The 24,821-nt window shown below is 44.7% G+C and carries 21 protein-coding genes; 7 read left to right on the top strand and 14 right to left on the bottom strand.

The features are described 5' to 3' along the window. Positions 1-38: 38 nt before the first annotated feature. The 4 genes from GC096_RS25440 to GC096_RS25425 are packed head-to-tail and all read left to right on the top strand — an operon-like array spanning position 39 to position 5,377. Complete coding sequence (locus tag GC096_RS25440; RefSeq protein WP_171634074.1) at positions 39-1,589, top strand: extracellular solute-binding protein; 1,551 nt, start codon at positions 39-41, stop codon at positions 1,587-1,589. A 23-nt stretch (positions 1,590-1,612) separates the two neighbouring features. Continuing rightward, positions 1,613-2,662: an SGNH/GDSL hydrolase family protein gene (locus tag GC096_RS25435; protein ID WP_246302936.1), complete on the top strand. Its 1,050-nt coding sequence runs from the start codon at positions 1,613-1,615 to the stop codon at positions 2,660-2,662. Continuing rightward, positions 2,659-3,504 carry an FAD-dependent oxidoreductase gene (locus GC096_RS25430; protein ID WP_171634073.1) on the top strand — a complete coding sequence of 282 codons (846 nt, stop codon included), beginning with the start codon at positions 2,659-2,661 and terminating at the stop codon, positions 3,502-3,504. The genes GC096_RS25435 and GC096_RS25430 overlap by 4 nt, the downstream gene beginning before the upstream one ends. Further along, complete coding sequence (locus GC096_RS25425) at positions 3,479-5,377, top strand: FAD-dependent oxidoreductase (protein WP_171634072.1); 1,899 nt, start codon at positions 3,479-3,481, stop codon at positions 5,375-5,377. Before GC096_RS25430 ends, GC096_RS25425 begins: the two co-directional genes overlap by 26 nt. Before the next feature lie 230 nt (positions 5,378-5,607). Here GC096_RS25425 and GC096_RS25420 read toward each other — a convergent pair whose 3' ends face one another. Both GC096_RS25420 and GC096_RS25415 read right to left on the bottom strand, forming a co-directional pair. After that, on the bottom strand, positions 5,608-6,627 hold the full coding sequence (locus tag GC096_RS25420; protein ID WP_171634070.1) for a Gfo/Idh/MocA family protein: 1,020 nt from the start codon (positions 6,625-6,627) through the stop codon (positions 5,608-5,610). Positions 6,628-6,629: 2 nt separating this feature from the next. Further along, entirely contained in the window at positions 6,630-7,472 is an 843-nt protein-coding gene (locus GC096_RS25415) for a sugar phosphate isomerase/epimerase family protein (RefSeq protein WP_171634069.1), read from the bottom strand. A 150-nt stretch (positions 7,473-7,622) separates the two neighbouring features. Here GC096_RS25415 and GC096_RS25410 point away from each other — a divergent pair, with 150 nt between their 5' ends. Beyond that, on the top strand, positions 7,623-8,531 hold the full coding sequence (locus GC096_RS25410; RefSeq protein WP_171634067.1) for an AraC family transcriptional regulator: 909 nt from the start codon (positions 7,623-7,625) through the stop codon (positions 8,529-8,531). Between the two features lie 77 nt (positions 8,532-8,608). Here GC096_RS25410 and GC096_RS25405 read toward each other — a convergent pair whose 3' ends face one another. From GC096_RS25405 to GC096_RS25365, 9 genes are all read right to left on the bottom strand, one after another. Next, positions 8,609-10,321: a hypothetical protein gene (locus tag GC096_RS25405; RefSeq protein ID WP_171634066.1), complete on the bottom strand. Its 1,713-nt coding sequence runs from the start codon at positions 10,319-10,321 to the stop codon at positions 8,609-8,611. Between the two features lie 35 nt (positions 10,322-10,356). Further along, positions 10,357-11,655, bottom strand: coding sequence for an efflux RND transporter periplasmic adaptor subunit (locus GC096_RS25400; RefSeq protein ID WP_171634065.1), 1,299 nt, complete (start codon positions 11,653-11,655; stop codon positions 10,357-10,359). Between the two features lie 12 nt (positions 11,656-11,667). Beyond that, positions 11,668-14,781 carry an efflux RND transporter permease subunit gene (locus GC096_RS25395; protein WP_171634064.1) on the bottom strand — a complete coding sequence of 1,038 codons (3,114 nt, stop codon included), beginning with the start codon at positions 14,779-14,781 and terminating at the stop codon, positions 11,668-11,670. Positions 14,782-14,888: 107 nt separating this feature from the next. Then, positions 14,889-16,283 (bottom strand): sensor histidine kinase, encoded by a 1,395-nt coding sequence (locus GC096_RS25390; RefSeq protein WP_171634063.1) that lies wholly within the window; start codon positions 16,281-16,283, stop codon positions 14,889-14,891. Continuing rightward, entirely contained in the window at positions 16,280-16,957 is a 678-nt protein-coding gene (locus tag GC096_RS25385; protein ID WP_171634062.1) for a response regulator transcription factor, read from the bottom strand. The genes GC096_RS25390 and GC096_RS25385 overlap by 4 nt, the downstream gene beginning before the upstream one ends. A gap of 29 nt (positions 16,958-16,986) precedes the next feature. After that, the gene (gene queC, locus GC096_RS25380; RefSeq protein WP_171634061.1) at positions 16,987-17,682 is read right to left on the bottom strand and encodes a 7-cyano-7-deazaguanine synthase QueC; all 696 of its coding nucleotides are present in this window, start codon (positions 17,680-17,682) and stop codon (positions 16,987-16,989) included. Between the two features lie 64 nt (positions 17,683-17,746). After that, positions 17,747-18,427, bottom strand: coding sequence for a 7-carboxy-7-deazaguanine synthase QueE (locus GC096_RS25375; protein WP_171634060.1), 681 nt, complete (start codon positions 18,425-18,427; stop codon positions 17,747-17,749). Next, positions 18,427-18,900, bottom strand: coding sequence for a 6-carboxytetrahydropterin synthase QueD (gene queD, locus GC096_RS25370; protein ID WP_056616183.1), 474 nt, complete (start codon positions 18,898-18,900; stop codon positions 18,427-18,429). The genes GC096_RS25375 and queD overlap by 1 nt, the downstream gene beginning before the upstream one ends. A gap of 72 nt (positions 18,901-18,972) precedes the next feature. After that, a complete protein-coding gene (locus GC096_RS25365; RefSeq protein WP_171634059.1) occupies positions 18,973-19,254 on the bottom strand; it encodes a hypothetical protein in 282 nt (93 codons plus the stop codon). A gap of 212 nt (positions 19,255-19,466) precedes the next feature. Between GC096_RS25365 and GC096_RS25360 the strand changes: the two genes are divergently transcribed. Then, positions 19,467-20,096 (top strand): nitroreductase family protein, encoded by a 630-nt coding sequence (locus tag GC096_RS25360; protein WP_171634058.1) that lies wholly within the window; start codon positions 19,467-19,469, stop codon positions 20,094-20,096. A 72-nt stretch (positions 20,097-20,168) separates the two neighbouring features. Here the strand turns inward: GC096_RS25360 and GC096_RS25355 are convergent, their stop codons facing one another. Then, the gene (locus tag GC096_RS25355; protein ID WP_171634057.1) at positions 20,169-21,254 is read right to left on the bottom strand and encodes a hypothetical protein; all 1,086 of its coding nucleotides are present in this window, start codon (positions 21,252-21,254) and stop codon (positions 20,169-20,171) included. Positions 21,255-21,408: 154 nt separating this feature from the next. Between GC096_RS25355 and GC096_RS25350 the strand changes: the two genes are divergently transcribed. Further along, a complete protein-coding gene (locus GC096_RS25350; protein WP_171634330.1) occupies positions 21,409-21,492 on the top strand; it encodes a YjcZ family sporulation protein in 84 nt (27 codons plus the stop codon). A gap of 60 nt (positions 21,493-21,552) precedes the next feature. Here the strand turns inward: GC096_RS25350 and GC096_RS25345 are convergent, their stop codons facing one another. Next, the gene (locus tag GC096_RS25345; RefSeq protein ID WP_171634056.1) at positions 21,553-22,992 is read right to left on the bottom strand and encodes a glycosyltransferase; all 1,440 of its coding nucleotides are present in this window, start codon (positions 22,990-22,992) and stop codon (positions 21,553-21,555) included. Next, positions 22,992-24,791, bottom strand: a complete 1,800-nt coding sequence (locus GC096_RS39675; protein ID WP_246302935.1) for a hypothetical protein — start codon at positions 24,789-24,791, stop codon at positions 22,992-22,994. The genes GC096_RS25345 and GC096_RS39675 overlap by 1 nt, the downstream gene beginning before the upstream one ends. Positions 24,792-24,821: the final 30 nt, after the last annotated feature.

Below are 24,821 nucleotides of genomic sequence, written 5' to 3'. Positions count from 1 at the left end.
AGCGTTATTCTATAAACTAATAAAAGGGAGGCTTCACCATGAAACATCACGGTTTGAAAATGACAATCGCATCCGTACTCGCCGCATCTGTTGTCTTGAGCGGCTGCACCAAAACGGAAGTAACGCCGAGTCAAAGCGGCAATCCAACGCCGCAGGTACAGAAACCTGTAGAAATAAGCTGGCTTAGCTTTGACTTTCCCGAGCAAGACGGTTCCTTGGTACAGAATTGGATAGAAAAGAAATTCAATGTCAAAATCAAAAATATGCGTATTGACCGGCAAAACTGGAAAGACCAGCTCAATTTGAGATTAGCCACGAATGAGCTTCCCGATATGTGGTTGCTTTGGGGGACGGCTGATGTGAGCACGTATTCCCAGCAAGGTCTGCTGGCTGAACTGCCCATCGAGGAAATCAAAAAGAAGATGCCAACACTTGCTGAGTTTATTGATAAGAATCAGCCGAGTGCGTGGAATGACGGCCTCATTAACGGCAAAAGCTACGGTATTCCGATTACCAACCTTGAAGGTGTACTCCCCCTTCATCCGTTTTATAACGGGGATTGGCTCAAAGCCGTCGGATATAACCAGCCTCCCACAACATTGAAAGAGCTGGAAGATGTCCTGTATAAATTCCGCAATAATGATCCAGACGGCAATGGCAAGAAAGATACCTTTGGCTTGACTGGTTACGGGAAGATTGGGGCGGCGGACTCCTTTCAATACGTGTTCGGCGCCCATCATGTACATCCCAAATCGTGGTCCAAAGATAAATCCGGTAATCTGGTCTATGGGATAACGACAGAAGGTGCCCGCGAATCGTTCAAGCTGCTCAACAAATGGTTTAAAGATGGCGTCCTCGACCCGGAATTCATTACAAATGACGGCAAAAGAAATGACTTCGAGAACAAACGCGTGGGCATTTCAACCGAAAACTGGAGCAACTTTAGAGAAAACGGCAAAATCGGGCAGTTAGCTAAAAAAAATGGCATCAACCTTATGGTCGGCAAAGCGCTTGAAGGTCCATACGGACCCGGCAAATTGGCCATGTGGGGCTTAACGGGCAATTATATAGGCATGAGCGTTGATGCAGGCAAGAATCCGGCTAAGAAAGAAAAAATATATGAAATTCTTAATTCGTTCTACTCTGATAAAGACAGCTACTTGATGTCCCAATTTGGGGAAGATGGGGTACATTACTCGATGGAGAACGGAAAACCTGTAATTAAGGAAGATTTCAAGGATAGTAAGAAGCGGATCAATATGGGATTCGGCAATTATTATGGCCTGCTTTCACGTAAATCGAAAGCGTTCGAGCCGTTTACTTACTCTGCAGAAGAGATTGCACAGCGGGACCAGCTGGCCCAAGGCGTAGAGCGCGTCGTCAATGAAGCGAAATTCATCATCCCATCAGCTGTCAAATATCCGGATTTGGTCAATATCGAACAGGAATACTTCATTAAGTTTATTACAGGAGAAGTAGATACAGATAAAGGTTTTGACCGCTTTGTGGAAACATGGAACAAGTCGGGAGGCAAAGAAATTACTGAGGAAGTCAATAAGATCTACAAGGAGCTTTCCTTAAAAAAATAAGGCAGCCCGCATAAAAGGAGTACATGATGATCTACGATCAACTTGAATTTCATAATGTTGTGGAATTGGAAGAAAACAAACTATTCCCCGGACTGCGCCTACATCGATATCCAAGAGACGTACGGAATCGATTAAGTACAAGAGGATCCCATATATCCACACAATCCAGCGGTTGCGAGATTCGCTTCGTCACCGATGCCGAGGCCGTGAGGCTGTCGATCTCCTCACTAGAAGAAGATGGCGATCTGATCGTGTTTAAAGGCGATTACTTTCACTCCAACCACCGGTTGCAAGCAGGCGTCAGACGTACACTATTATTAGAAGAACCCGAACGCTTCAAGAGGGAAAGCCCTGATAGGAAGTTGGCGGAAGAGTCGTCCTTATCGTTCTCGCCCCATGTGTGGAGGATAATGACTTGCCGCTATACAGCGGTATTTCACGAGTTGGATACATTGGGCCGGAGTGTCCGCCCGCCGCATCAGAACGAAGTGCCTGCGCTAAGATGGCTTGCCTACGGTTCGTCAATCACGCATGGAGGCGCCGCAATCCATTACTACAATTGCTATGCTCAACAGGCCGCAAGACGTCTTGGCGTTGATGTTCTTAATCTCGGTTTGAGTGGCTCGTGTCTCTGCGAGAAAGAAGCTGCGGATTACATTGCAAATCGGAATGACTGGGATATAGCTACGCTGGAGCTGGGAGTCAATATGAGAACGCTCTTTACACCTGAACAGTTTAAAGAACGGGCGTACTATTTAATCCAGACCGTGATTCAGAAGCAGCCTCAGAAGCCTGTGGTCGTCATTACCGTCTATCCGAATGCGGCGACCTATTCGCACATGGATTATCCAGCCAGCAGGAACGAAACACAATTTAATCACATATTGCGAGAAATCGTCTCCGAACTGGACCACTCTTCGCTTTATCTGATTGAAGGTTACGAGATTATGAAAGACATGTCGTCGCTTGTATTTGATTTGCTTCACCCTTCCGATTACGGCCACATGCTCATGGGTGAGCATTTGGCCGCAAAGCTGAGGGAAATTCTTCAAGTTAGGAGTGAGAAATCATGACAGCCTTTCATTCTGATGCTCCTGTATTGATCTATGGAGCCACTTTTGCCGGTCTAGCGATGGCATACAGCTTAGGCAAACAGTCCATTCTTGTTGAAAGGTCCTCACTAGTCGGTCATGAATATGTTAACAGCTATCGTCCGGGACACGGGCTTGCCAACAGACCGACTTCCGGTATCGGACAGGAGTTATATGACGAGCTTGTCAGGCGCAATATTGTGCAAGCGGACGGCGCCGTCCACCTTCCCGGTATTTCACCAGTTCTGTTTCATTTCATTCGAAAGCATAACCTGAATATACGTATGATGACGGAAATCACCGAAGTAAGATCAACAGAAGACGGATATGAAGTGATGCTTTACAACACTTCAGGCTCGCAAACAGTGCAAGTCCGAAACATTATAGATACGACTTCAACCTGCGGCTCATCTCATCTGTGGAATCCCCCCATCCTTGCAAAAAGCATTAATGCTATTCTTGATGGTCCTCCACTGGCAGCATCGATAGGCGATTCCGGGCGAAGCTACGAAATGGTGCAAGGAGGATTTCCATCGGAGATTTATTTCCAGTTGAAGGTAGATAACAAGGACAATTGGATCGTGGCTCGTGACAAATTACATCAATTCTGGATGAACAGGCCGAAGATGCTTCGTCCATGGAAATTGGCGGCAGTTGCCGATACGTTCGATATTAAGGTAAACCAGGGGGTTCAAGTCGCGGCAATGGGCTCGAGCTGGCTGCCCTCTTGCGCTTATGATAATTTCATGGAAGCCTTCGAAGCAGGAATATCCTATGCGAAGCAGGAGGTGAGCCCGAATGATTTTATCAGAAATAGTAAATAAGTCCGTTATTGAAACCCTTGCTCATAATCATTCATTTGATAACGAATATGACATTATTGTTGTAGGACTTGGAACTGCCGGGGCGATAGCTGCTATCACAGCAGCGAAGATGGGGTTGAAGGTGCTGGGTATCGAGCGACTCAATTGTATGGGTGGCGTGGGTACGGCGGGTGGTGTGCTTGCTTATTATTACGGTTCTAAGGGCGGCTTCTACGAAGAAATTGATAAGCAGGTTCTGGAACTGGAACGCGATTCTTACACACCCCAGGTGACGGTGAACGGCGAGTTGAAGAAGTATGTGATGGAACAGAAGGCGCTGGAGGCAGGTGTTGAATTATGCTATGAGGCGACAGTAACTGGCGTCTATCTGGAAGGAGTGACGGTCAAGGGGATACGCTGGATCGACGCTGATGGCGTTCATACCGCTGGAAGCCGTATCGTTATCGACAGCTCGGGAGATGCAGAGGTATGCACGATGGCCGGCTGTCCGACTCGCAAAGGACGCGAGAGCGACGGCCAATCCCAACCTTTTTCTAATGTCATCGTCGCCTTAGAGAAACAACGAGTTACTTTTGTTTATACCGATTCCGGCTATGTGGATCAGGCAGATGAAAAGGATTTGACTCGGGCGATTGTCGATTCTGCGCTTCTGCATACGCACTTGAAGGATCGATACGACGATCAGCAGCGGTTTCTCCGCCTAGCACCGCTGCTTGGTATTCGCGAAGGAAGGTTTATCGAAGGCGAGTCCAATCTGACGTTTGATGGATACCTGCACAATCGCCTCACCGATCAGCCCTTATTTTACGCCTATGCTAATTTGGATAATCATAGTAAGGACGTGGCATTCGAAAGCGAAACTCAGCAGGATTGGACCGTAGCAGGCAGCATGTGGGGCGTAAACTTCTCAGTCCCTGTCCCGCTCGGGGCACTCATCCCCAAAGGGATGAAGGGTCTGATCGTCGCAGGGCGGTGCCTGGCGCTCGACCATGATCTTGCCCCTTGTGTGCGGATGAAACGGGATATGCAGAAGTGCGGAGAAGCGGCGGCTATGGCGGCCTATCTGGCTACCCGGCATCAAACAGATCTCTTGAACGTCCCTTATGATGAATTAGCGGCACTGCTAAGATCAACCGGTTGTTTGAATCCGCACAATCATGTAGGAATGAAGGATCGAATCGCCTACGAGGATGAGAAGAATCCGATTATTCATTGGTTGAACGAAACGGTGAACATTCAGAAAGGCTTAAGCAGTGAAAAGCCGGGCCTAGCCATATGGTCAGCAATAAAAAACGGTCCCTCCATGAAGCCGCTGCTTCTCGAATGGCTGCATCAGCAGGAGAATGAACATTTGCGCAAGCACAGTTCCTTTGCATTAGCCCTTATGCAGGATGAAGCAGCGCTTCCTGTACTGCGAGCTATGGTCGTGGAACGCGATTCCTTCGTCCCGAAAACGAGCATCAAATATAATAATGCCAGAGGATATACAGCGATCTATTTGCTGGGTAAATTAAAGGATACGGTTATTGTGCCTGAATTGATCGCCTTGTTGTCCGATCCTTCCGGAATAAGAAATATAAATGGTCATACCGAATTTATCGCAGACGATGAAGAGCTATACTTTCAATACTTTTCGTTCAGCCTCATGGCATTGTTCAAAATCGGGGATGCACATGCTCATTTGCGCAAAGAAATTGCTGCAGCCATAAGGAAAAGGGTCGAACAACAGCCGATATCCTTGTCAATTTCGTTTAAACAAACTCGCAGCGACTTTTCGCCTATTCGCTTCTCGATGGAGCATAAAATAAGGCGAATCTCCTCGAGATTCCTTCGCAAGTGGGATGACATTCAAGCACATAAAATTGCAGACTGATCCGAGAAAAGAAACAGCGGAAACAGCGGCGGACTAGGAAACGGAAATATGTCCTAGACTGCCGTTTTTGTTGCTGACACTGAAGTTATCGAAGATGTCATTCCTTTATATGATGTAGAGGTATGCGTTCTACTGCCTACCAGAGCTAGCCGCGTATACTTAGTGCCTCAATTCAAAAAAACCTTAGAAATCAGATTCGATTCCCAAGGTTTACATGCAGATCTCGCTTACTATTTCACTTCCACCCAAGCCCCTTGCTTGTCTGCCGATGCGATCTCAGCGACAGCAATTTCAATCGTTTCCCGTGTACTAGCCGGTGTTGCAGTCGTGACTGCTTCCCCTGCGAGAAGCGTCTCAATGAAATATTTCAGCTCCAAGTAATAGCCCATCTCTGGTGATAGCTCTGGATTGAATCCAGCCGCATCATTCGGGTTTACTTTCAGGCCGCTTGCGCCAAAAATAATGTTCGCTTTCTCGAAATTGACACGGTACTGCATATCAAAGCCATAATCACCTTCGAGCGTCCAGTCAGCTTGCGCATTGATAACTTTGCCATCCCCGTACAAATAATTCGTAGACACGACATCATAGCCGCTGCCTGGAACTACATTCCGTGCCAAACACGAAACAGATTCAGGTTTTCCGAACAACCAATTGACCATATCAATATCATGAACATGCATATCGAGTAAAGCTCCGCCGCTCTTCTCTTTATCGATTAGCCATGGTCCCCAAGTCGGCGTAGCGCCGCCGCGGTAGAAATAACCGCTTGTTACTTTACCATAAGTCCCATTCTGCACAGCTTCTTTCAAGAAGACATAGGCTGGCCAAAAGCGCAGACACTGTCCAATCATCAACTGCTTACCATTCGCTTCAGCAGCTGCAATCATCTCTTCACACTCTTGCGGATTCGAAGCCATTGGCTTCTCACACAGCACGTGCAGACCTTTATTTAGACATTCAATCGTAATATCACGGTGCAGGTATGTCGGGAGAGCTAGATCCACGTAATCCAACTGTTCTTTTTCAATCATTTCGGACACACTAGTGTACTTCGCATAGAGGTTGAAATCGATCGCCGAATCACCTGTATCAATATTTCCAGCAACCGCGTTGCCTTCTAGCTTAACCGGGTCAATATCACATAACGCTACAACTTTAATCGCAACACCTTCTGCTTCTAGGCGTACATAATTCTCCAAATGTGTTCTTCCCATGAAGCCTAGTCCAACTAGTCCGATTCTTAGCATGATTATTTCCTCCCCAGAATAGCATCCATAGCGCCTGATGTGTTATAAACAATTTGCTCACCGTGATGCGTATAGCCTGGGATCATTTCAGCGATCACATAGTCTTCATAACCGATGGTTTGAAGGGCTTTCATCACTTCCGGATAATTCACATCGCCTGCAAGCAGATCAACGAAACCATGCAAACCGCCAGCTGCGCGGCGATAATCTTTGAAATGTACTTTTTTAATACGATGGCTCAAAATAGAAATCCAGTGCTCCGGGTACCCAGAGAATATAACATTCCCTACATCGAAATAGGCACCTACATAAGGTGAATTTACTTTATCAATGAAATCCCGCATTTCCAGCGGTGATAGTAAGAATTTGTTCCACACATTTTCAATCCCAATCGAAACCTTCAAAGACTCGGCAACGGCCGAAAGCTCCTGAATCGCTTCAAGGGAGTAGTCATAGGCTTGGTCATACGGAACCACTTCAGAGTCAGGGATGAAATCAACACCTACCGCACCAGGTACGACCAAAATCGTATCAACACCAAGTGCCGCGGCGTGCTCTAGTTGCTTCTTCACAATGTCTTTCGCCTTCTGACGCGTCTGCGGTGCACTGCTTGTCAAGGAATAAGACCAGAATAAGCCTGTTGCTAGGCTGCTTACCTCAATCCCTGTATCGTCAGCATGCTGGCGATACGCACGAACTTCGCTTTCCGTGCTTTCCAGACTAAGTTCACCTGTTTCGTTCAAAGCTAACTCAATGCCGTCGAATCCGGCTTTTTTCGCAGTTGTAATGCAATCTTTCACGCTCATAGAGCCTGGAAATGACCAAATATTAATCCCTTTTTTCATTGATAATCGCCTCCGCTTCTTTCCTTTATTATAAAAGAGTGATGTCCCATTGGATTTATCTATTAAGCCGAATTATTTGCACTTTAGCTAATTTGAATGTGGTAAAATGGCTGTAATCGGGAAGAAAATCCCCTAGAGAGGACGGACACCATGGATTTCCCAAGGATTTATTTACAGGAATCACTTTCGATCGAAGCGCTCATTTCCTTTCACTATTTTGAATATGCCAAAGGCTTTGTATTCGACGGTGAGCAGCATGACTTCTGGGAAATTCTCTACGTGGACAAGGGGGAAGTCGAGGTTCGTGCCGACGATGTCATCCATACCCTCCAGCAGGGGAATATGATTTTCCACAAGCCGGAGGAGTTCCATACCGTTCATGTCAGACATGCGCATAAGCCGCCGAATCTCATCGTGATCGCCTTCGTCTGCCATTCTGAGGCTATGTCTCAGCTAGCTAATAAAGTCGTATCGTTAGGCGATCGCGAACGCAATATGCTTTCAATCATCACGCAAGAGGGATTTCATGCGTTCCTCCCTCCCTTCGATTCTCCTTCCGTTCATTTGTTAGAAAGAAACGAAGAGGCATCGTTTGCTAGTGAGCAGCTCATCAAGGCTTATTTAGAAATTCTCCTTATCACCCTTATCCGTAAACAAGAAGCACGGGGAAACGTTCAGGAAGCTCAGAAGTTGAAACAGTCCTCGTTGCAAAAGGAGAAAGCTGAGATTGGGCTAGTCGGTCAGATTATGACCTATTTGAGCGATCATCTGGCAGATTCCTTTACCCTTGATGACCTCTGCCAAACCTTTCACTTGGGCAAAAGTCGTATGAAGGAACTCTTTCAATCCCAGAAGGGAATGGGGATTATGGAAGCCTTCAAATCCCTCAAAATCGAGCAAGCCAAAACCTATATGCGCGAAGGACCTTATAACATAACAGAAATTGCGAGCTTGCTTGGTTACACAAGCATTCATTATTTTTCTAGAGATTTTAAGAAAACCGTCGGGATGTCACCATCGGATTATGCGAAATCTGTGAAAGCTAGGGTACACAATTAAAAGTCTTACTTGTAAAAAAAGGGCAATCTCTCTTGTAGAATGATTTCTACTTGAGAGACGCCCTTATTAAATACGACTTATTTAATAATTTTAAGTAATCGTTTCGCTGTACCGTTCTGCGTTTCAATGATCTCGTATACATGAATCGTAAACGGATAGGTGAATTGATCTGTTGAGAAATTTGATACATCCATCATTTGAACACCACTCACTAATTTGTTAGGACCTGCAAAAGAAGCATCCTTAGCACCAACGAGACGTCCTGCTGGATCAATAATTTCAAATCTTAATTTGGAGAAGTTGTTGTCGACAACGACATTCTCTTGTTGTGTTATGCTTAAATCCATTCTTAATTTATACGTGTAGGTCAACTGTGCAGTCGTTTGCATGCTAGTTGAGATATCGTTTATTTTCAAATCAAACGGATACAAGGAAAGTGGTGCATCCGCTTCTTCCTTCTGTACATCCGTTTGCAACGCAGCAATCGTCGTCGTATATGGAGCTGCAGCCTGTGCATCTAATATTTTCAAAGCAAAGCTTTCACTATCTTCGGATTGTGGAACAATATAAGAATAACTGACCACATAGCTCAATCCAGGATTCAGCATCGTCGTTACATTCGTTTGACGAACACCTTGGTAGGAGGCACCTAGCTTACTTGTTAGCTCCGTCAAGAATGCTGGTGTTGCTACTGGCGTTGTGCTTGTGTTGGTTAATTTGAACTTCGCTACGGCTGTCTTATAGCCCTCACCTGGATTCTCATGCAAATGCAGCTCCATTAAGGATACTTCCGTCGACTTATCAATCACTTTGGCTTGTGCATTGAAAGTGATCGGTTTACCGATCGTATACGCGGCTGCTGTTGCATTAGCCCCATCTACTGGCCAGTTGATAGCCAACTTAGCTGTTGCCAATTCCGAAGGCTGTCCACCGTCTTTCGGGACAAACGTATCTGTCGATAGCACGACTACATTCGTTAACGTCACACCGCTTTCAACGGGGATCGCGTAGTGAATATACGTCGTTTCTCCTGCTGCCAAGACAACTGGAGCCACTTCTGTACGTTTTCCCTCATAATTCTTCGACTCTGATTGAGCATCTATACGGAATGCGGGTACCGTTTCACGACCTGCTCCCGGATTGCTTACAAGGACAGTCACAACGGCTACACGACCAGTTGCTGTGTTCTGTAGGGAAGATTCCACCGTCTTATACGTAAGTCCTGAATTCACACCAGAAATCGTGAATTCTTGTCCCCACTCTGTACTAGCGATGCTTTCCAGTGCTGCACTGCCTGTACCGCCATACCAGACTTGATTAGTTGGCATTGAAAGCAGTGTAGTCTCTACCTTTGGATAAGCATACAAGTCGACATTCACGAACGAAAGGCTTTCAATCTTGCCGATTTCCTTCGAATCAATCGCTGCGAAATAAACAAGCTCTGCAATTTCTTTCGGTTGCAGGGAAGCTTTATTACTTGCACTTGGTTTCAGCGTGTAAGAAATCCCGCTCGATGTTTGCAAGCGAAGCTCATGCTCCGGTACGCGATTTTGCGTTGTGCCGCCATTGTACAAGCGAACTGTCACAGCAAGCTGTGAGCCCGTCGCTGTTGGTGTTTCACCTACACTTTTGATAGCAGCGCGAATATCACTCGTTAAACCATAATTCACAGTTGGTGCGACAACAGTTGGCGTGGAAGGCTCCGCAGCCCACGCTGCGGTACCTCCTTGAACGATCATTGCTCCCAGCATAATGGCTGTTAGACTGGATTTCCATGGTCTTTTTTTCATCTATAACGTCTCCCTTAATATGAATTTCAATGATGCTATTTGGCAGCTGGTGATGCAGTTGGTTGTGCGGATGCTGCAGGGCTTGTCACCTTTTGACCGTCTTTCAATGTGTTCTGTCCAGTGATGACCAGTTGTTCGCCTTCCTTCACGCCTTCCAGCACTTCTTGGAATTCGCCGTTAATGCGTCCAAGCTTCACTTTCCGTTTCGAGTATTGGTCACCTTGTTGAACGAACACGAAGGTATCGGATTCTTCACGAATGATACTAAGTGTAGGCACGACAGCAACGTTCTCTTCCGTCTCTGTTGTCAATTGGACCAGATAGCGTCCACCAGGTTGAATCGTACGATCTGGATTCGGAATATCCAATTCCAGCGTATAAGTTTTGGAAGCAGCACTCATGATTGGCGCCAAGTAGCTAATCTTAGCGGTCCCTTTTTTATCAGGCGTATTCGGGTTATAGTACACGAGCTCCTTCTTGTTTTTCACAAGTTGGTAGTTCGTTTCAGCTAGCTCAGTTTTGATTTTGATAGGATCGATCTGCTGAACTTGACCAACCTTGCCTGCTGCTGCAGATGCTGTTTGACCAACCACGACATTGAAATCTGTCAGAATACCGCTGCCTGGAGCTTTCACTTCGAAATTATCCAAAGAGCGAGTAGCATCCTCTAATGTTAGACGCGCGGATTCTGCTTGAGTTTCAATGCTGGAGATAGAATCCGTATTATCGAAAGCGGATAGCTTACTATGCGCAGCATCTAAGCTCATTTGAGCATTATCCAAGGCTTGTTTAACTTGATCTACTTGGCGCTGAACCGCACTACCTGCTTCAAAATCATTTCTGATTTTGTTGTAATCTTGCTGAGCGTTATTCAAAGCCGTTTGTGTACGAGCTAGGTTATCAGCCAAATCTTTCCGTGTATTCACTTTATTATCTCGAGCTTGCTGCAAGGAATCCTGTGCACTCTTCACTTGAAGCTCACTCTTCCGTTTAGCAGATATGGCATCTGTATTATCAATAACGAAAAGGACATCACCTTTCGTCACATATTCGCCTCGTTTCTTCAGAACTTCCGTAACTTCACCATTTGCTTTCGCCATCACATCGAGTGTTGTTCCGGCCACAACATCTGCCACCTGTTCAATCGGATTACTTATTTTCTGAAGCTTGATCGCTTCCGTTTTGACCGCTTTAGGCGTTAACTGTACGGTTGCCGCACCCTTAGCCCCTGGTGCAGAGCAGGCTGTTGCCAACACCGTCGCAGCGGTTAACAGCGTGATGACCCCCATCCAGCGATATTTGCTATGCCCTCTTCGTGAACCTTCGTTAATCATCGATGTGCCTCCTTATACTTCTAACGAACTCGTTGTCATTTTTTCTTTATCTTTTTTCCGATTAAACATGTTGCTAATGCGGTTTTTCATACTTTCGATCAACTCGTAAACAATAGGTACAACGACTAGCGTCAAGAGCGTCGAAGTAATCAATCCACCAATAACAACAACCCCAAGACCTTTACCGATCAATCCGCCTTCTGCAGAGATCCCGAGCGCGAGTGGCACTAACGCCATAATGGTTGCTCCGGCTGTCATGATAATAGGACGAAGTCTGATTTTCCCTGCTTCAATAAGCGCATGACGAACGGTATAACCTTCTTCGCGCAACTGTTGTGCACGGTCGATCAGTACGATCGCATTCGTTACGACAATACCAATCAACATGAGGAACCCGATCATGGAAGTTACGGTTAATGGTTCTCTAGCAATGACGAGTCCTAAGAGCCCTCCAATAACAGCTAGAGGAAGTGAGAACAGAATCGCAAATGGTGCACTTGCATTCCCGAACGCCAATACCATGATCAAGTAGACGACGAAGATCGCAGCAGCCATGGCCACAAATAACTGTGTAAAGCTTTCGTTAACATCTTCGGATACGCCTGTAATTTGCGGTGTAACACCCTCTGGAAGCTCTAGCTCTTTCAAAGCAGCACTTAGCTTGGCACTTACTGCAGTCTTATTGTCTGAATTAATTTTGGCAGAAACTTTCACGAGTTGCGCCTGATTCTCTCTTGCAAGGGAAGCAGCGCCTTTCGTTTCACTAATCTGAGCAACTTCCTTCAGTAGAATGGTTGAGCCATTCTGAGCCGTTAACGGAATATTACCCAACTTAGCAAGGGAATCTTTGTCTGTTTTTTCTAATGAAACCGTTGTTGTATATACAATATTATCGAATTTCATATCGCCTAGATTTTGCTTTTGAATCCATGTACGTGCTGAATCTCTTACGGATGCTGCACTTAAACCAAAGGCTCTAGCTTTCTTCTGATCAACAGCAATTTCTATTTCTGTTTTGGCATCACTCAAATTGTCTTCTACTTCGGCAAGCTCAGGGAACGTATTTAATTTCTCTTTCACCATTCTAGCTGCCTTCTCTAATTGAAGCTGATCGTCACCTTGGAGGGTATAGGCGAAATCCGTACTTGATACCCCGAAGTCACCTTCCATAGATTTAGGCTCAACTTCAGAACCATTCGGAAGCTCCGATAAAATATAAGCTGTCGTTTGATCCTTCACTTGTTCAGGATCCACCTTGTCATTCACTTCAAGGAAAATTTGGGATGCATATGGGGTTTGCTCATCATCATTACCAGCGTAACCAACAAGTGCTTCAACAAATTTAAATACCGGTTCGCCTTTTGAATCCTTCAGGTCTAACAAGACCGTTTCGATTTCTCTCGTTTTGCTATCTGTTGCATCAAAGGACGTTGAATAAGGCAATTTTAATTGGAAATACATGACATGCGATGCACCTGATGCTGGTAAGAAGGCAACTGATAAGAACGGAATCGTTCCAGCCATCGTCCCAATGAGCATGACTAAAGCGACTAACAGCGTTTTAATTTTATTTTTCAAGCTCCACGTGAGAGCTTTTTCATAAAACATCGTCAACTTCGTTGGCTTAGTTTCATCATGCTGTACCTTACCTGGTTTACTACGCAGCACAAGTAATTTCGAAAGCATCGGAATAACCGTTAAAGCTACGATTAAGGATGAAAGAAGTGCACAAGCAATCGTCAAAGCGAAAGGTCGGAAGAAACCACCTACAACCCCAGTTACCAAAGCAAGTGGAGCAAATACCCCTACAGTAGCCAAGGTAGACGATGTAATCGCCATCGAAACTTGTTTCGTTGCCAAAGCAATAACGGATTCTTTCCGTTCCTGCGCTTTTTCCAAGGAAGCATAAATGTTTTCAATAACAACAATCGAGTCATCGACAACCCGTCCAACCGCGATAAATATACCACCAAGTGTCATCGTGTTGAGCGTGAGATTCAACTGCGACATTAATAATAATGTGATCAAAATGGAAAGCGGAATCGAGACGAGTACGATCAACGTCATTCGTACATTGCGTAAGAAGACAAGAATCATAAGTGAGGCAAGAACTGCGCCTACAATCCCTTCACGGACAAGTCCGGAGATCGATTCTTTGATTTGATCCGCACTGTCAAAAGTACTTTTGAACGTAATGTTCGGTAACGTTGTTTTCCACTCCGAAATGTTCTTCTCAATTTCATCGGAGAATTCAACGGCATTCGCACTGCCAGCTTTGTATAAAATCATCCCAATGGCTGGCTTGCCATCTAAACGTCCATTGAAGTCGGATTCGCTAATGGCCTTTATTTTGGAGACTTGATCCAAAGTAACAATCGCGCCTTTAGGCGTCGTAATCTCTACTTTTTGCAGATCATACAAACTGGATAAGTTGCCTGTTACTCGGGTCATTTTACTATTACCATCGATTTCAACAGAACCGATCGGTGTTTTCGTCGCCGCGGTATTAATCGCATTGCTCACCATGCCTGGGGATAAACCGTAGACATCTAAGGCCGCTGCATCTAGCTCAATATCGAGTGAGGTGTCTCTAGCCCCGATAATGTCCATATGATCGATCCCTTTAATACCTTCAAGACCTGGTTTAATCGTATCTTTGAACGTTTTATCAAGCTCTGTTTGGCTGACTCCCTCGTTCGCATAAGCGACTAAATAATTGGATGGGAAGGATGCTGCACCGAAGGTAGATGCTTTAGGCGCACCTGCCGTAGCCGGTAAGGAGACCGTGGAAAGGGCATCCTGTACAGCTTGCTTCTTTTTGTCAATATCGACATTTTGTTTGAACAAAATAATAACCATGGAGAAATTATCACTGGAAGTGGACTGCATGGAATCTAGATCTTCCAGATTCGCCAGCTTCTTCTCAATGGGTACTGTAATTTCATCCATAACGTCTTTAGGCGCACCCGTGTAGGTCGTTGTAACGGCCACAACTGGGAAGGAAACGTTCGGCATGTTCTCTTCCTTGAGCTGTGTTGCTGAATACAAGCCGCCTACAAAAAGCATGATCATGATGATGAATAACGCGGAAACGTTTTTCATCGAAAACTGTGTGAGTCGATTCATTCCTGTACTCCCCTCAACTAATGATTGTGAGATAAAGAATACAGGTTCAATATGAACTCAATATGAACAAAACAAAAAAACTTGGTGAACAATCCCAAGTTTCTTGTTCAACTTTTTTTAGTTGGTGAGTGCGTTGTTGGTAAAACAATAAGAAATAATGTGCCTTTGCCTACTTCACTTTGCACCTCAATCGATCCATCGTGCATATCAATGATCTTCCTAACAATAGCAAGTCCAAGACCACTGCCACTATCACGCTGCCTGGCTTGATCCACCTTATAGAAACGGTCAAAAATACGACCTTGTTCATCGATTGGAATACCGATCCCGTTATCTTGAATCCATATTTGAACCCGGTCACGCAGTGGAACAAGCTTAATATAAATATGTCCACCCGTAGCTGTGAATTTGATCGCATTACCAATCACATTTATCCACACTTGACTTAATTGATCACTATCTGCAAATATTTTCACACGAGGCAGGGCTAGATCCAGATCCAACTCTTTCAAAGACCATTGAGGTTCATAGAAAACAACAATACGACGCAACTGCTCGTCCAAATCATAGATCGTTGGATGAAACGGATGATGCTCGGATTCCAGCGAAGCTAGCTTCAGTAGATTCTCACTTAGACGAGACAGACGTTCACTCTCACGTTCTATGATCTCCAAGTATTTGTTCCGATCATTATCAGCGATATCCGACTCCCTTAACGCTTTGGAAAAGCCGCGAATCGAGGTCAGTGGAGACTGAATCTCATGTGAAACATTTGAAACGAAATCCTGACGCATCTGTTCCAACTGCTTAAGCTCGCCAGCCATATGATTGAAGCTCTCTGCGAGTTTGCCTAATTCGTCCTTATTACTCACATTCACATTGACGTTAAAATTACCTCGAGCCAGCTTCTCTGTTGCTAGGGTCAGCTTCTTCAAAGGATTCACTAAATATCGCGAAGCGATTAGAATAAGAATGCTCCCCACACTGAGGACGATGCCGAGAACTGATACGATCAATGTCTGGAGTTGGCCGCGTGCAGCATCTGTGATGTTCGTATGTATGAATAACGCGTAGCTCTGATCGCCAACGATCAGTGGCACGCCGACTTTAATGCTGTTAATCCCGGATAAAGGTGAACTGAAATCCAGGCTTTTATAGATATGACCCTTCAATACGTCAGCAACTTCGGACGATTGTATGCGCGGCCTACCTTTTACATCCACAGGAGTCTGCCCTAATGAAACGCCGCTGGAATCAAATAATGTGAACAAATAATTTTCATTCAGTCGATTGCTTCCTGCTACAAAAGAATATAGGTTCTTCGGCTGCACTTCATTGCTTAACGTGACAATTTGATTTCCTACGGCTAACATCTCAGATTGAAATTGCGTTGATATCATATTCGTAAAAAAGTACTCGGCCAAAGGAAATGCGACAAGCACACTGACCACTACAATCGCCAGAAAGGTTAAAACCACTCGCAAATATAGCGATTTGATCATACCTTCACCTCAAGCCTGTAGCCTAATCCGCGTATCGTTGTAATTTGGAAACCATCCGAATAGGACTCAAAGCGTTCCCGCAAACGTTTGATATGAACATCAACCGTTCGATCATCACCTTCATAATCCATCCCCCAAATTTGCTCAATCAGCTGGGTACGTGTAAAGATTTGACCCGCATGACTTGCGAACTTGTAGAGAAGCTCAAATTCCTTCAATGGCAACGTAATCCGCTGATCTTGATAGCGTACTTCATATGTTGTACGATCGATGGTCATACCACCAATGAGAATGACTTGAGAGGAATGAATCCGGTATCGCTTTAATAACGCCTTGACTCTCATAACTAACTCTACGGGATCAAAAGGTTTTACTAAATAATCGTCGGTGCCGAGCTGAAAGCCTTTCACCTTATGAACAGATTCACTCTTCGCGGTCACCATCAACAACGGAAGTTCCGGGTAATGCGATCGCAATTCGCGGCACAGCTCCCAGCCATCCATCAGGGGCATCATGACATCCAGCACGACTAAGTCAGCAGGAACGGATTCCATAAGACTTAGTGCCTCTTGGCCATTGCTGGCTTGCACAACCGTTAGGCCTTCCCCTGCCAAATAAACGCGAATCAACTCTCGGATATCAGCGTCATCATCAACAACCATAATACGAGTCATGCAGGCACCGCCTTTCTCCAACCATGCAGCTACGGTAAATAAGCGATCGGATCCTTAGAACCCGCTTCTTCAAAGCCTTTCAAGCGTAACCGACAGCTATCGCATTCACCACAAGCTTCTGCTTTGCCATTGTAGCAAGATGTTGTCAGTTCATAAGGAACACCGATTTTCAATCCTTCTTCTACGATCTTCGCTTTTGTCCAGGAAATCAGAGGTGTTTCAATCGTAATACCCTTGCCTTCGACTCCAACTTTTGTAGCTAGTGCGATAACCTCTTCTACTTTGTGGATGAATTCAGGTCGACAATCCGGATAACCGCTGTAATCTAGCGCATTCACACCGATGTAAATCGCCTGAGAGCCAGTTACTTCTGCGTAAGAGGTTGCAATGGAAAGAAATAAAAGATTCCGCCCAGGTACATAAGTTACAGGGATTTCTTCAACTTCTGCCCCCTCCATCACATTCGGAACATCTATCGAATCATCTGTGAGTGCACTGCCACCGAAATCACGCAGGAAATCCAATTTGATGATTTTGTGGCGCGCTGCAACCCCATAATGCTCAGCAACTTGCTTGGCATTCTCGATTTCAATCTTATGACGCTGTCCATAGTCAAAAGAAATCGGAAACAAGTCATAGCCCGCTTCCTTCGCTAGTCCCATACATGTCGTACTATCTAAACCGCCGCTGAGAATAATAACGGCTCTTTTTGTGTTTTCACTCATCCTAAGCACCTCTTTCTTATAATTAGAAAATGGCACTGTACACATGGTGTACAATGCCTGCTGGCTAGACGCCTCGCATCGCTGGATCCCAAATAATCTTATGCAACTGCATGTTCAGCTTCACCTTCGATAATCCTTCGGCCAGCATCAGATCTACCAGCTTGCGCGGCGGCATCGTTTCCCACACGGGACTGAACATCGGCAGCGCCTTCGTCGGATACTCTTGAAGTACATGAACTGCTGTTCGGAAGTCGAGATCGCTTCCGATGACGAACTTCAACTCATCCTGTTCACGGAGCAACTCGAAATTACTGTAAATCATCTGTTCCATTTCACCCGAATCCGGCAGCTTGAAGTCCATCACGTAGCGAACCTTCGGTGATGTGACTTGTGAGATGAATGGCACTAGATCAATCGCACCGTTCGTCTCGATGTGCAGGTCGTCGACCTGCTCCAGTTCGGCGAGCGCCTCGATCAACGCGAGTGATTTGTTGCCGTACAGGAGCGGCTCGCCGCCTGTCAGGCAAATATGCCGGGAGCGGAACGTCTGAACCTTGCTGATAATTTCAGCAATGGTCATGACGTTCTCGGCTTCCGCCGGCGGGTAGCTGTACGTGGTGTCACACCACGAGCAGCGCAGGTTGCAACCAAAAAGACGGACGAAGATGGTTGGGAACCCGGCACGGGTTCCCTCCCCTTCAACCGTCTCGAAGATCTCGACCATGGGAATGCGGATATCTCGCATTACAGATCCTCCTCCATCATCGAGCGAGTGATGGCTGCATAGCTAGTCGGCGTTTCCCATAGGCGAATCTCGTCCAAAGATATGGCTGGATACAGCTTCTCATCAAGCAATGCTTGGTGAATTTCTTCATAAATCCAAACCACCATATTCTCAGCCGTCGTGTTCATCGGCGGCAATACGTCGTTCAAATAGCGATGATCTAAGCGATCAATCACACGTTCTTTCGTAATTCTTTTGATATCTCCAAAATCAATTGCGATCCCTCGGCTATCCACTTTTCCCCGCATAATCACTTGCAGTTTGTAAGTATGGCCATGTAGACTTTTACATTTTCCCTCATAACAATGCAGATGATGCGCACTGTCAAACGTAAATTCTTTGGAAATCAAAACGGATTTATGGTGATATTTCAATTGGTTCTCTTGGATGTCACGCCCCAACTCTTGCACATTTCTTGGGATTTCATAGCTCATTACTTATCACCTCATATATTCAAAAAAAACAGTACTCTATATTATATCATAAATAGACAGAATGTCACCTTACTAGGATGGCATGGAAGAATTTCGCTCCTTCTTTTGCATCCAATCTAAGTGTCCGCGTATTTCTTGCATGCGTACATTCTCATCACGCAAGTCCGCTTCAATTAATGCAGTCAGCTGCTCAATCTGGCGGGCAACAGAATCTGGAAGTTCCACTTCTTCAAGAGATTTCACAATATAGAGCAAGCATTGCAGGGTTTCGTCCATAAGGCTCTTCTTTTTCCCCGTCAATACGACCTCGCTCAAAAAAATAAGGTGATTCAACTCTTTTTGCGTTAATTTCAAGAGGAACAACCCCTTTCTTTTTCCATTATCCAACATTTTACGACAACGGGAAAGACTCTCTTGACAATCACAACTATAACATTTATGATTACAGTAAATTGTTACAAAGTTGTTTACAGTTCTTCGATCGATTACCAACGACTTACAGGCATGCTTTTCGAAGGTTGAACAACAATATACAGAACTAATTCTTATCCTTGGAGGGATCCGTAATGAGCACACAAGTACAAAATGAAGTTTTGAAAGTAATTGAAGACCGTCATTCCGTTAAACAATACCAAGCTGGTCACACAATCCCTAAAGCAGATCTTGAACAAATTCTAACTTCCGCTTCCTTGGCACCATCTGCTTGGAATCTGCAACATTGGAAACTTCTTGTTATCGATGACCAAGCACAAAAAGAGAAATTGCTTCCAATCGCTTATGGTCAAAAACAAATCGTTGAAAGCTCTGTTGTTATCGCCGTTCTTGGTGATCTTGAAGCTAACAAAAATGCGCAAGCAGTTTTCGGTCCAGCAGTTGCTGGCGGGTTCCTTCCACAAGCTGTGATGGATACGCTAGTTGCACAAATCGAAGGCGCGTACCAATATCCACAAGTTGCTCGCGATGAAGCGATTCGTAACGCCTCTTTGGCAGCAATGAACTTGATGCTTGCAGCGAAAGCACTTGGCTATGACACTTGCCCAATGGGTGGTTATGATGCTGGTAAATTCGTAGAAGCGTTTAACGTTCCTGCTCGTTATGTACCAGTTATGTTGATCAGCGTTGGTTTGGCAGCTACGCCAGCACGCGCGGGTGGTCGCCTTCCATTAGATCAAATCACAGTATCTAACTCTTTCTAATAACAGTCCATGTAATAAAAGGCATGCCTCTCATGTTAGGGTGAGAGATCATGCCTTTTTTGCGTGCTTGGATTAGTGGAACTGTTCGGTTTCAAACATAATTTCATCGATCAGCTTGTTCCGATAGAGCATCGATAAATTGAAGGTTTCGTATTCCTTCTCTTTATCTAACTCGTCTAACAACAATGTAGCTATCAACTCTCGATCATCTGAATCACCGGGCTCACGGAAATCAATAAACCCTGTGAGTTGCCGCGAGCTGATATCCACCGTAGCGGTTCCGATCGGTAAGCCACCATAGGATTGTTGATAAATCTCATAAGATAACGTATCCAAATCGTCTCTAACCAAAATGATGGAATAGTCATCTCTCGTCGGTATCCACATTTCATCTTCAAATTGAATGTCATCCACCAGATCCAACATATCAATATGCGTTAGTTCCACCGTATCTACGGTCTCCCCATTAAAGATCATATGAAACACGAACGAATCTGTTTGTTCTTCATTGAAATCTGCCACCATAAGTTCAGTGACAATATCCATCTCTTCATCAAATGGATCGAATTTCCATGTAATATCCCCGATCACTTCGGATCCATATATATGCAGGATGGCTTCCGCGATTAACTCCGCGTCCTTATCGTACACGTGATATTCGACACTGCTCCTGTTTTCATTCACAATAACAAGCTCATATCCCTGTTCTTTCTTCCGTTCTTCGAGCATATCCAACTGTTCCGAAGACATTTCCGATTCCTGATCATCCAAGCTAATATCTTCCCTTAGCCAAGAATAATCTAACCCATCATCATGTAAGAGATCTACACTCGATATATAATCCTCTTGATACGTTATCGGCTCAACAGCATGATCCGTCACAATGACGAAATCATAATCACTATAACTAACCGTAACTTCACACTGAGCGATTCCAAGCGCATCAATCACATCCTGGATATAGGACTGAGCAAAATCATAGACCGCTTGCTTATTCACAATCGTGATGGATTGTTGCTCCAGATGAATCGCGCCTTTGAGACGATCCGATTCCCTGTAGACTAGCGTTAACGTACCGACAAACTCCCCATTGTACATAATATCGCAGACTTCGCCGCCTGCTGTTTTCAGGTCGGGTCTTAGCATAATATCGGCCACGACTTCGTCGCCTCCTCTACAGATCTTGTGTCATTCTTCTGTAGCATGCCCATTATCGACCAAAATATGAGTAATCAGGATATTCGTCTATACACTTATGCCCCGACTTACATATCTTATCTTATAACATTCATCACGAAAGGGGGGAATGTCCATGTCAGGAGTAGGAACTTCGTCAGCTGCAATTCTCGTGCTTTTTATCCTTCTTGTTATCATCACTAGCGCATTCGTTATCTAATCGTTGAGCTAAAAGCAAAAAGACGATTACCAGCCCACTGAGGCATGGTGATCGTCTTTCTCATTTGGGGTGTTGATCGACTTGATTAAGCCGTTGCCGCTCTGATTCAATGGCATTTAATTTCGCTAATAATATCTCCGTTGCGCCTGGTTTTTCCTTGAGCTGGGAGAAAATCTGCTTCGCCCTCGCAAGCTTTCCCGAACGCATAGCTAACTCGCCAAGCGACGTCGCTGCCTTCCACTCGCCAATGTGATAATCAGCGCTAACACTGCCGCGGTAATTAGGCAAACTAGACAGCGACTGCTTAATACTCGTTTCCGCTAATCGCAGCAGCTCATCTGCTTGTCGTATACGCACTTGCGCGAGCAAATAATGCGCATCAGGGAAATCAGGTGAATGCGCCAACGCTTTGTGGCAGTAGGCTTCCGCTTCGGCGTAATTTTTGCGCTGCATCATGATTTGTATGAGGAGTCGGTAGATTTCAGGCATCCGGCCGAATAGGGGCGTTTGTAAACCTAAGCGTTCGGCTTCGGTTAAGGCAGTGAAAGCTTGCTCCTCTAGTCCGAGACCCAACGATTCACGTCCATAAAATAACCAGTGGCCTGGATTCTCAGGCTCTTCTTCAATCATGAGCTTAAGCAATCGAAGGTTCCGTTCTAGCTTTCCTTTGCTTTGAATGACAGCTGGATCATACCCGTTATGATCCAGTCGGATTTTAACAGCTCTGCGATACATATCGAGCTGATAAACTCCTTTTTCCGTTGCGATTTGCTCATGGATGCGTCCATAATAGCGAAGTCCTCGCTGCGCCGGAAACATCCGCACTTGAGAGAAATCATGTTGAACGGTACCGTTTATTCGGTTCAAATGCCAGACATGCAGAGCTGGGATAAGTTTGGAATGGTTAAAAACACTGGCAACCTCACGAATCGCGTTGACATCCTCCGGTATCAGAACCTCATCGGCATCGATCCAGATGACCCAATCTGTTTGGATATGCTGTAAGCCAATATTTCGAGCAGCTCCGAAGTTGTCCTCCCACACTATCGGGACAACCTTTACCTTCGGATACTGCAAAGCAATCCTACGGGTATCATCCGTCGAAGAGTCCACAAGTAGGATTTCATCGACAGCTCCTTGCAGAGCAACGATACACTTCGCGATGTTCGCAGCCTCATTGTACGAAAGAATCGCCGCGGTCACTGTGACATTGGGAACATACAAGAGATCCTCGATGTCATGTCTCGGCTCGCCAAGCGGCACCTCTTGCATCGCCTTGTAGATGTGATTCACCCATTTCGCCTGCGGGTCTAGCAGCCACGCCCGGTCGAAAACCCGCTTCGCGGCGCCAGCTTGTTGCTGTAGAAGCAGCGTTTCACCAAGCATTACCCACAACTGCGCTTCGAGAGGCTTGCGGCGGATGGCTTGGAGAAGCTCCGCTTCGGCTTCATGGTGTTTGTTGGATTGGATAAGGGTGATGATGTGGTTATGGTTAGACATTATGGTTTAATGAACGGTACTTGGAATACTTTAGTACCATTGAAAGGATCGATATTCAGTAGAACTCCACTCCCCTGTCGTGCTTCATAACGGAATACGCCAGTAACGGTCACGACCTGGGTAACTTGATCTTTCCAATATTCTAGAAAAACATCCTGTATTCGTTCAGAAGTTATGAAACTTCCGAGTTCACTTGCTCTACTCTCCCAATATGTATCAGACACTTCTGGATATAAACGTTTTATGTGAACTGTTGGAATGTTAGAGTTTGCCAAAGGCGTCAGTGCTGGAGAGACTAATTTAAAATTAAAGTCATCTAGATACAAATTATTAGGATTGGAATCGTGCGCATAAATTTTCACCTTCGAATTGTTTGGGCTCGTCCCATTTGCAAAATCGAATTTGAGATAATCATTTTGATATACATATGCCGTAACCGAATTCGCGGCTTTATTTTGAATATCAGTCTCATGAATGACTATTTTATTACTATTGAAACCTTTATCACTTTTAAAATTTAAGATGTAAGAACTAGTTCCTGCAGCATTGGTTTGATACATGTCAATTGAAGCAGGGAATGGATCTACCGTTGTATGCTGAATATTAACCATAAGTTCAGTTTCTTTGTCTGAAGTTGTAGCTGTAATTCTTTTAATATTCTTAACGGAATCTTGTGTATTCACCTTTTGGTTTAATAATGTATTTAATTTTGTCCATGTAAGCGTAGTCCCGTCATTCTCTAGGGTAAGTGTGGCCGTGTGCGGTGTGTATAAACCATATTCAACAGAAATTGAATAATCTAAATCTTCTTCACTATAGAAAATCTCGTTCAAATCAATTTCTGCGTCATTTGACAAATACATGATGGGAGAAATGTCTACGGTTCTAAAATGATTGGCAACCACACTATTTGATTTGATTTGAGGAGCAGGAATGGGGGCATGTATCTCGAAAGGAATCTTCGCGTTTGTGAATCCACCATGATGATCAGTTATCGTGACATCTAGAGTGAAGGAACCAATTGTTGTTGGTGTGAAATCAGACCGCACTACATTGCCACTTTCATAATGATGGGAAATGTGCAAAAAGGGAGTATCCTCATTTTTAAAAATCACAAATAACTCTTCGTGACCTTCACCATATTCATCCTTATCTTCATCACTAAAATAATCTAATATCTGGCTTTCTAACGTACTACCGGAAATAGACTCTCCTAATCTGCCTTGAATTATCATTTCCATTTCTCCATACTGATATGGAGGTGTATTCGAAGATGGATATTGGACTGGATCATAGCTATTAGTGGATATGGGACTAATATTTTGTAATATACCCGTTGCTCCATCCAAATCAGTAATCATCTCAGAAGTCATTTTGGAAATATCAAAGTTATATTCGAATGGATCCTCAGTAGTTGGTACGACTACAACTTTAAATGTATCTGTTATTTGATCAGCTTCATATTGGGTTGCAAATATTGTAAAGGTTGATGTTCCAATTTCGTTTGCTTTGATCTCATAAATCCCATCATGACCAAATGTAGGTTCAATAGATGCATAACCATTCTCTTCTACTAAACGAATTGTAAAATCCTCAGCATTATATAGTGCTGCTAAATCTATGTATTTCGTACCATGTAATGGAACCACAATTGTTGTTAAGGCATTACTTATAGTTGGATCCTTTTGTGCATGGCTAATCTGTCCTGGAATCATCATAAGTGGAGCAGCTATAGCTGTAACACCAGCTACCGTTCCGATCAATTTCTCTTTTCTTTTGGAGACTTTCATTTTCCCCATCCCTTATACACCACCATCATCTATTAGTCT

The organism is Paenibacillus plantarum, assembly GCF_013141695.1.
GTDB lineage: Bacteria > Bacillota > Bacilli > Paenibacillales > NBRC-103111 > Paenibacillus_E > Paenibacillus_E plantarum.
The sequence above is the reverse complement of the archived record's forward strand: the minus strand, read 5'-3'. Positions and strand labels throughout refer to the sequence as shown.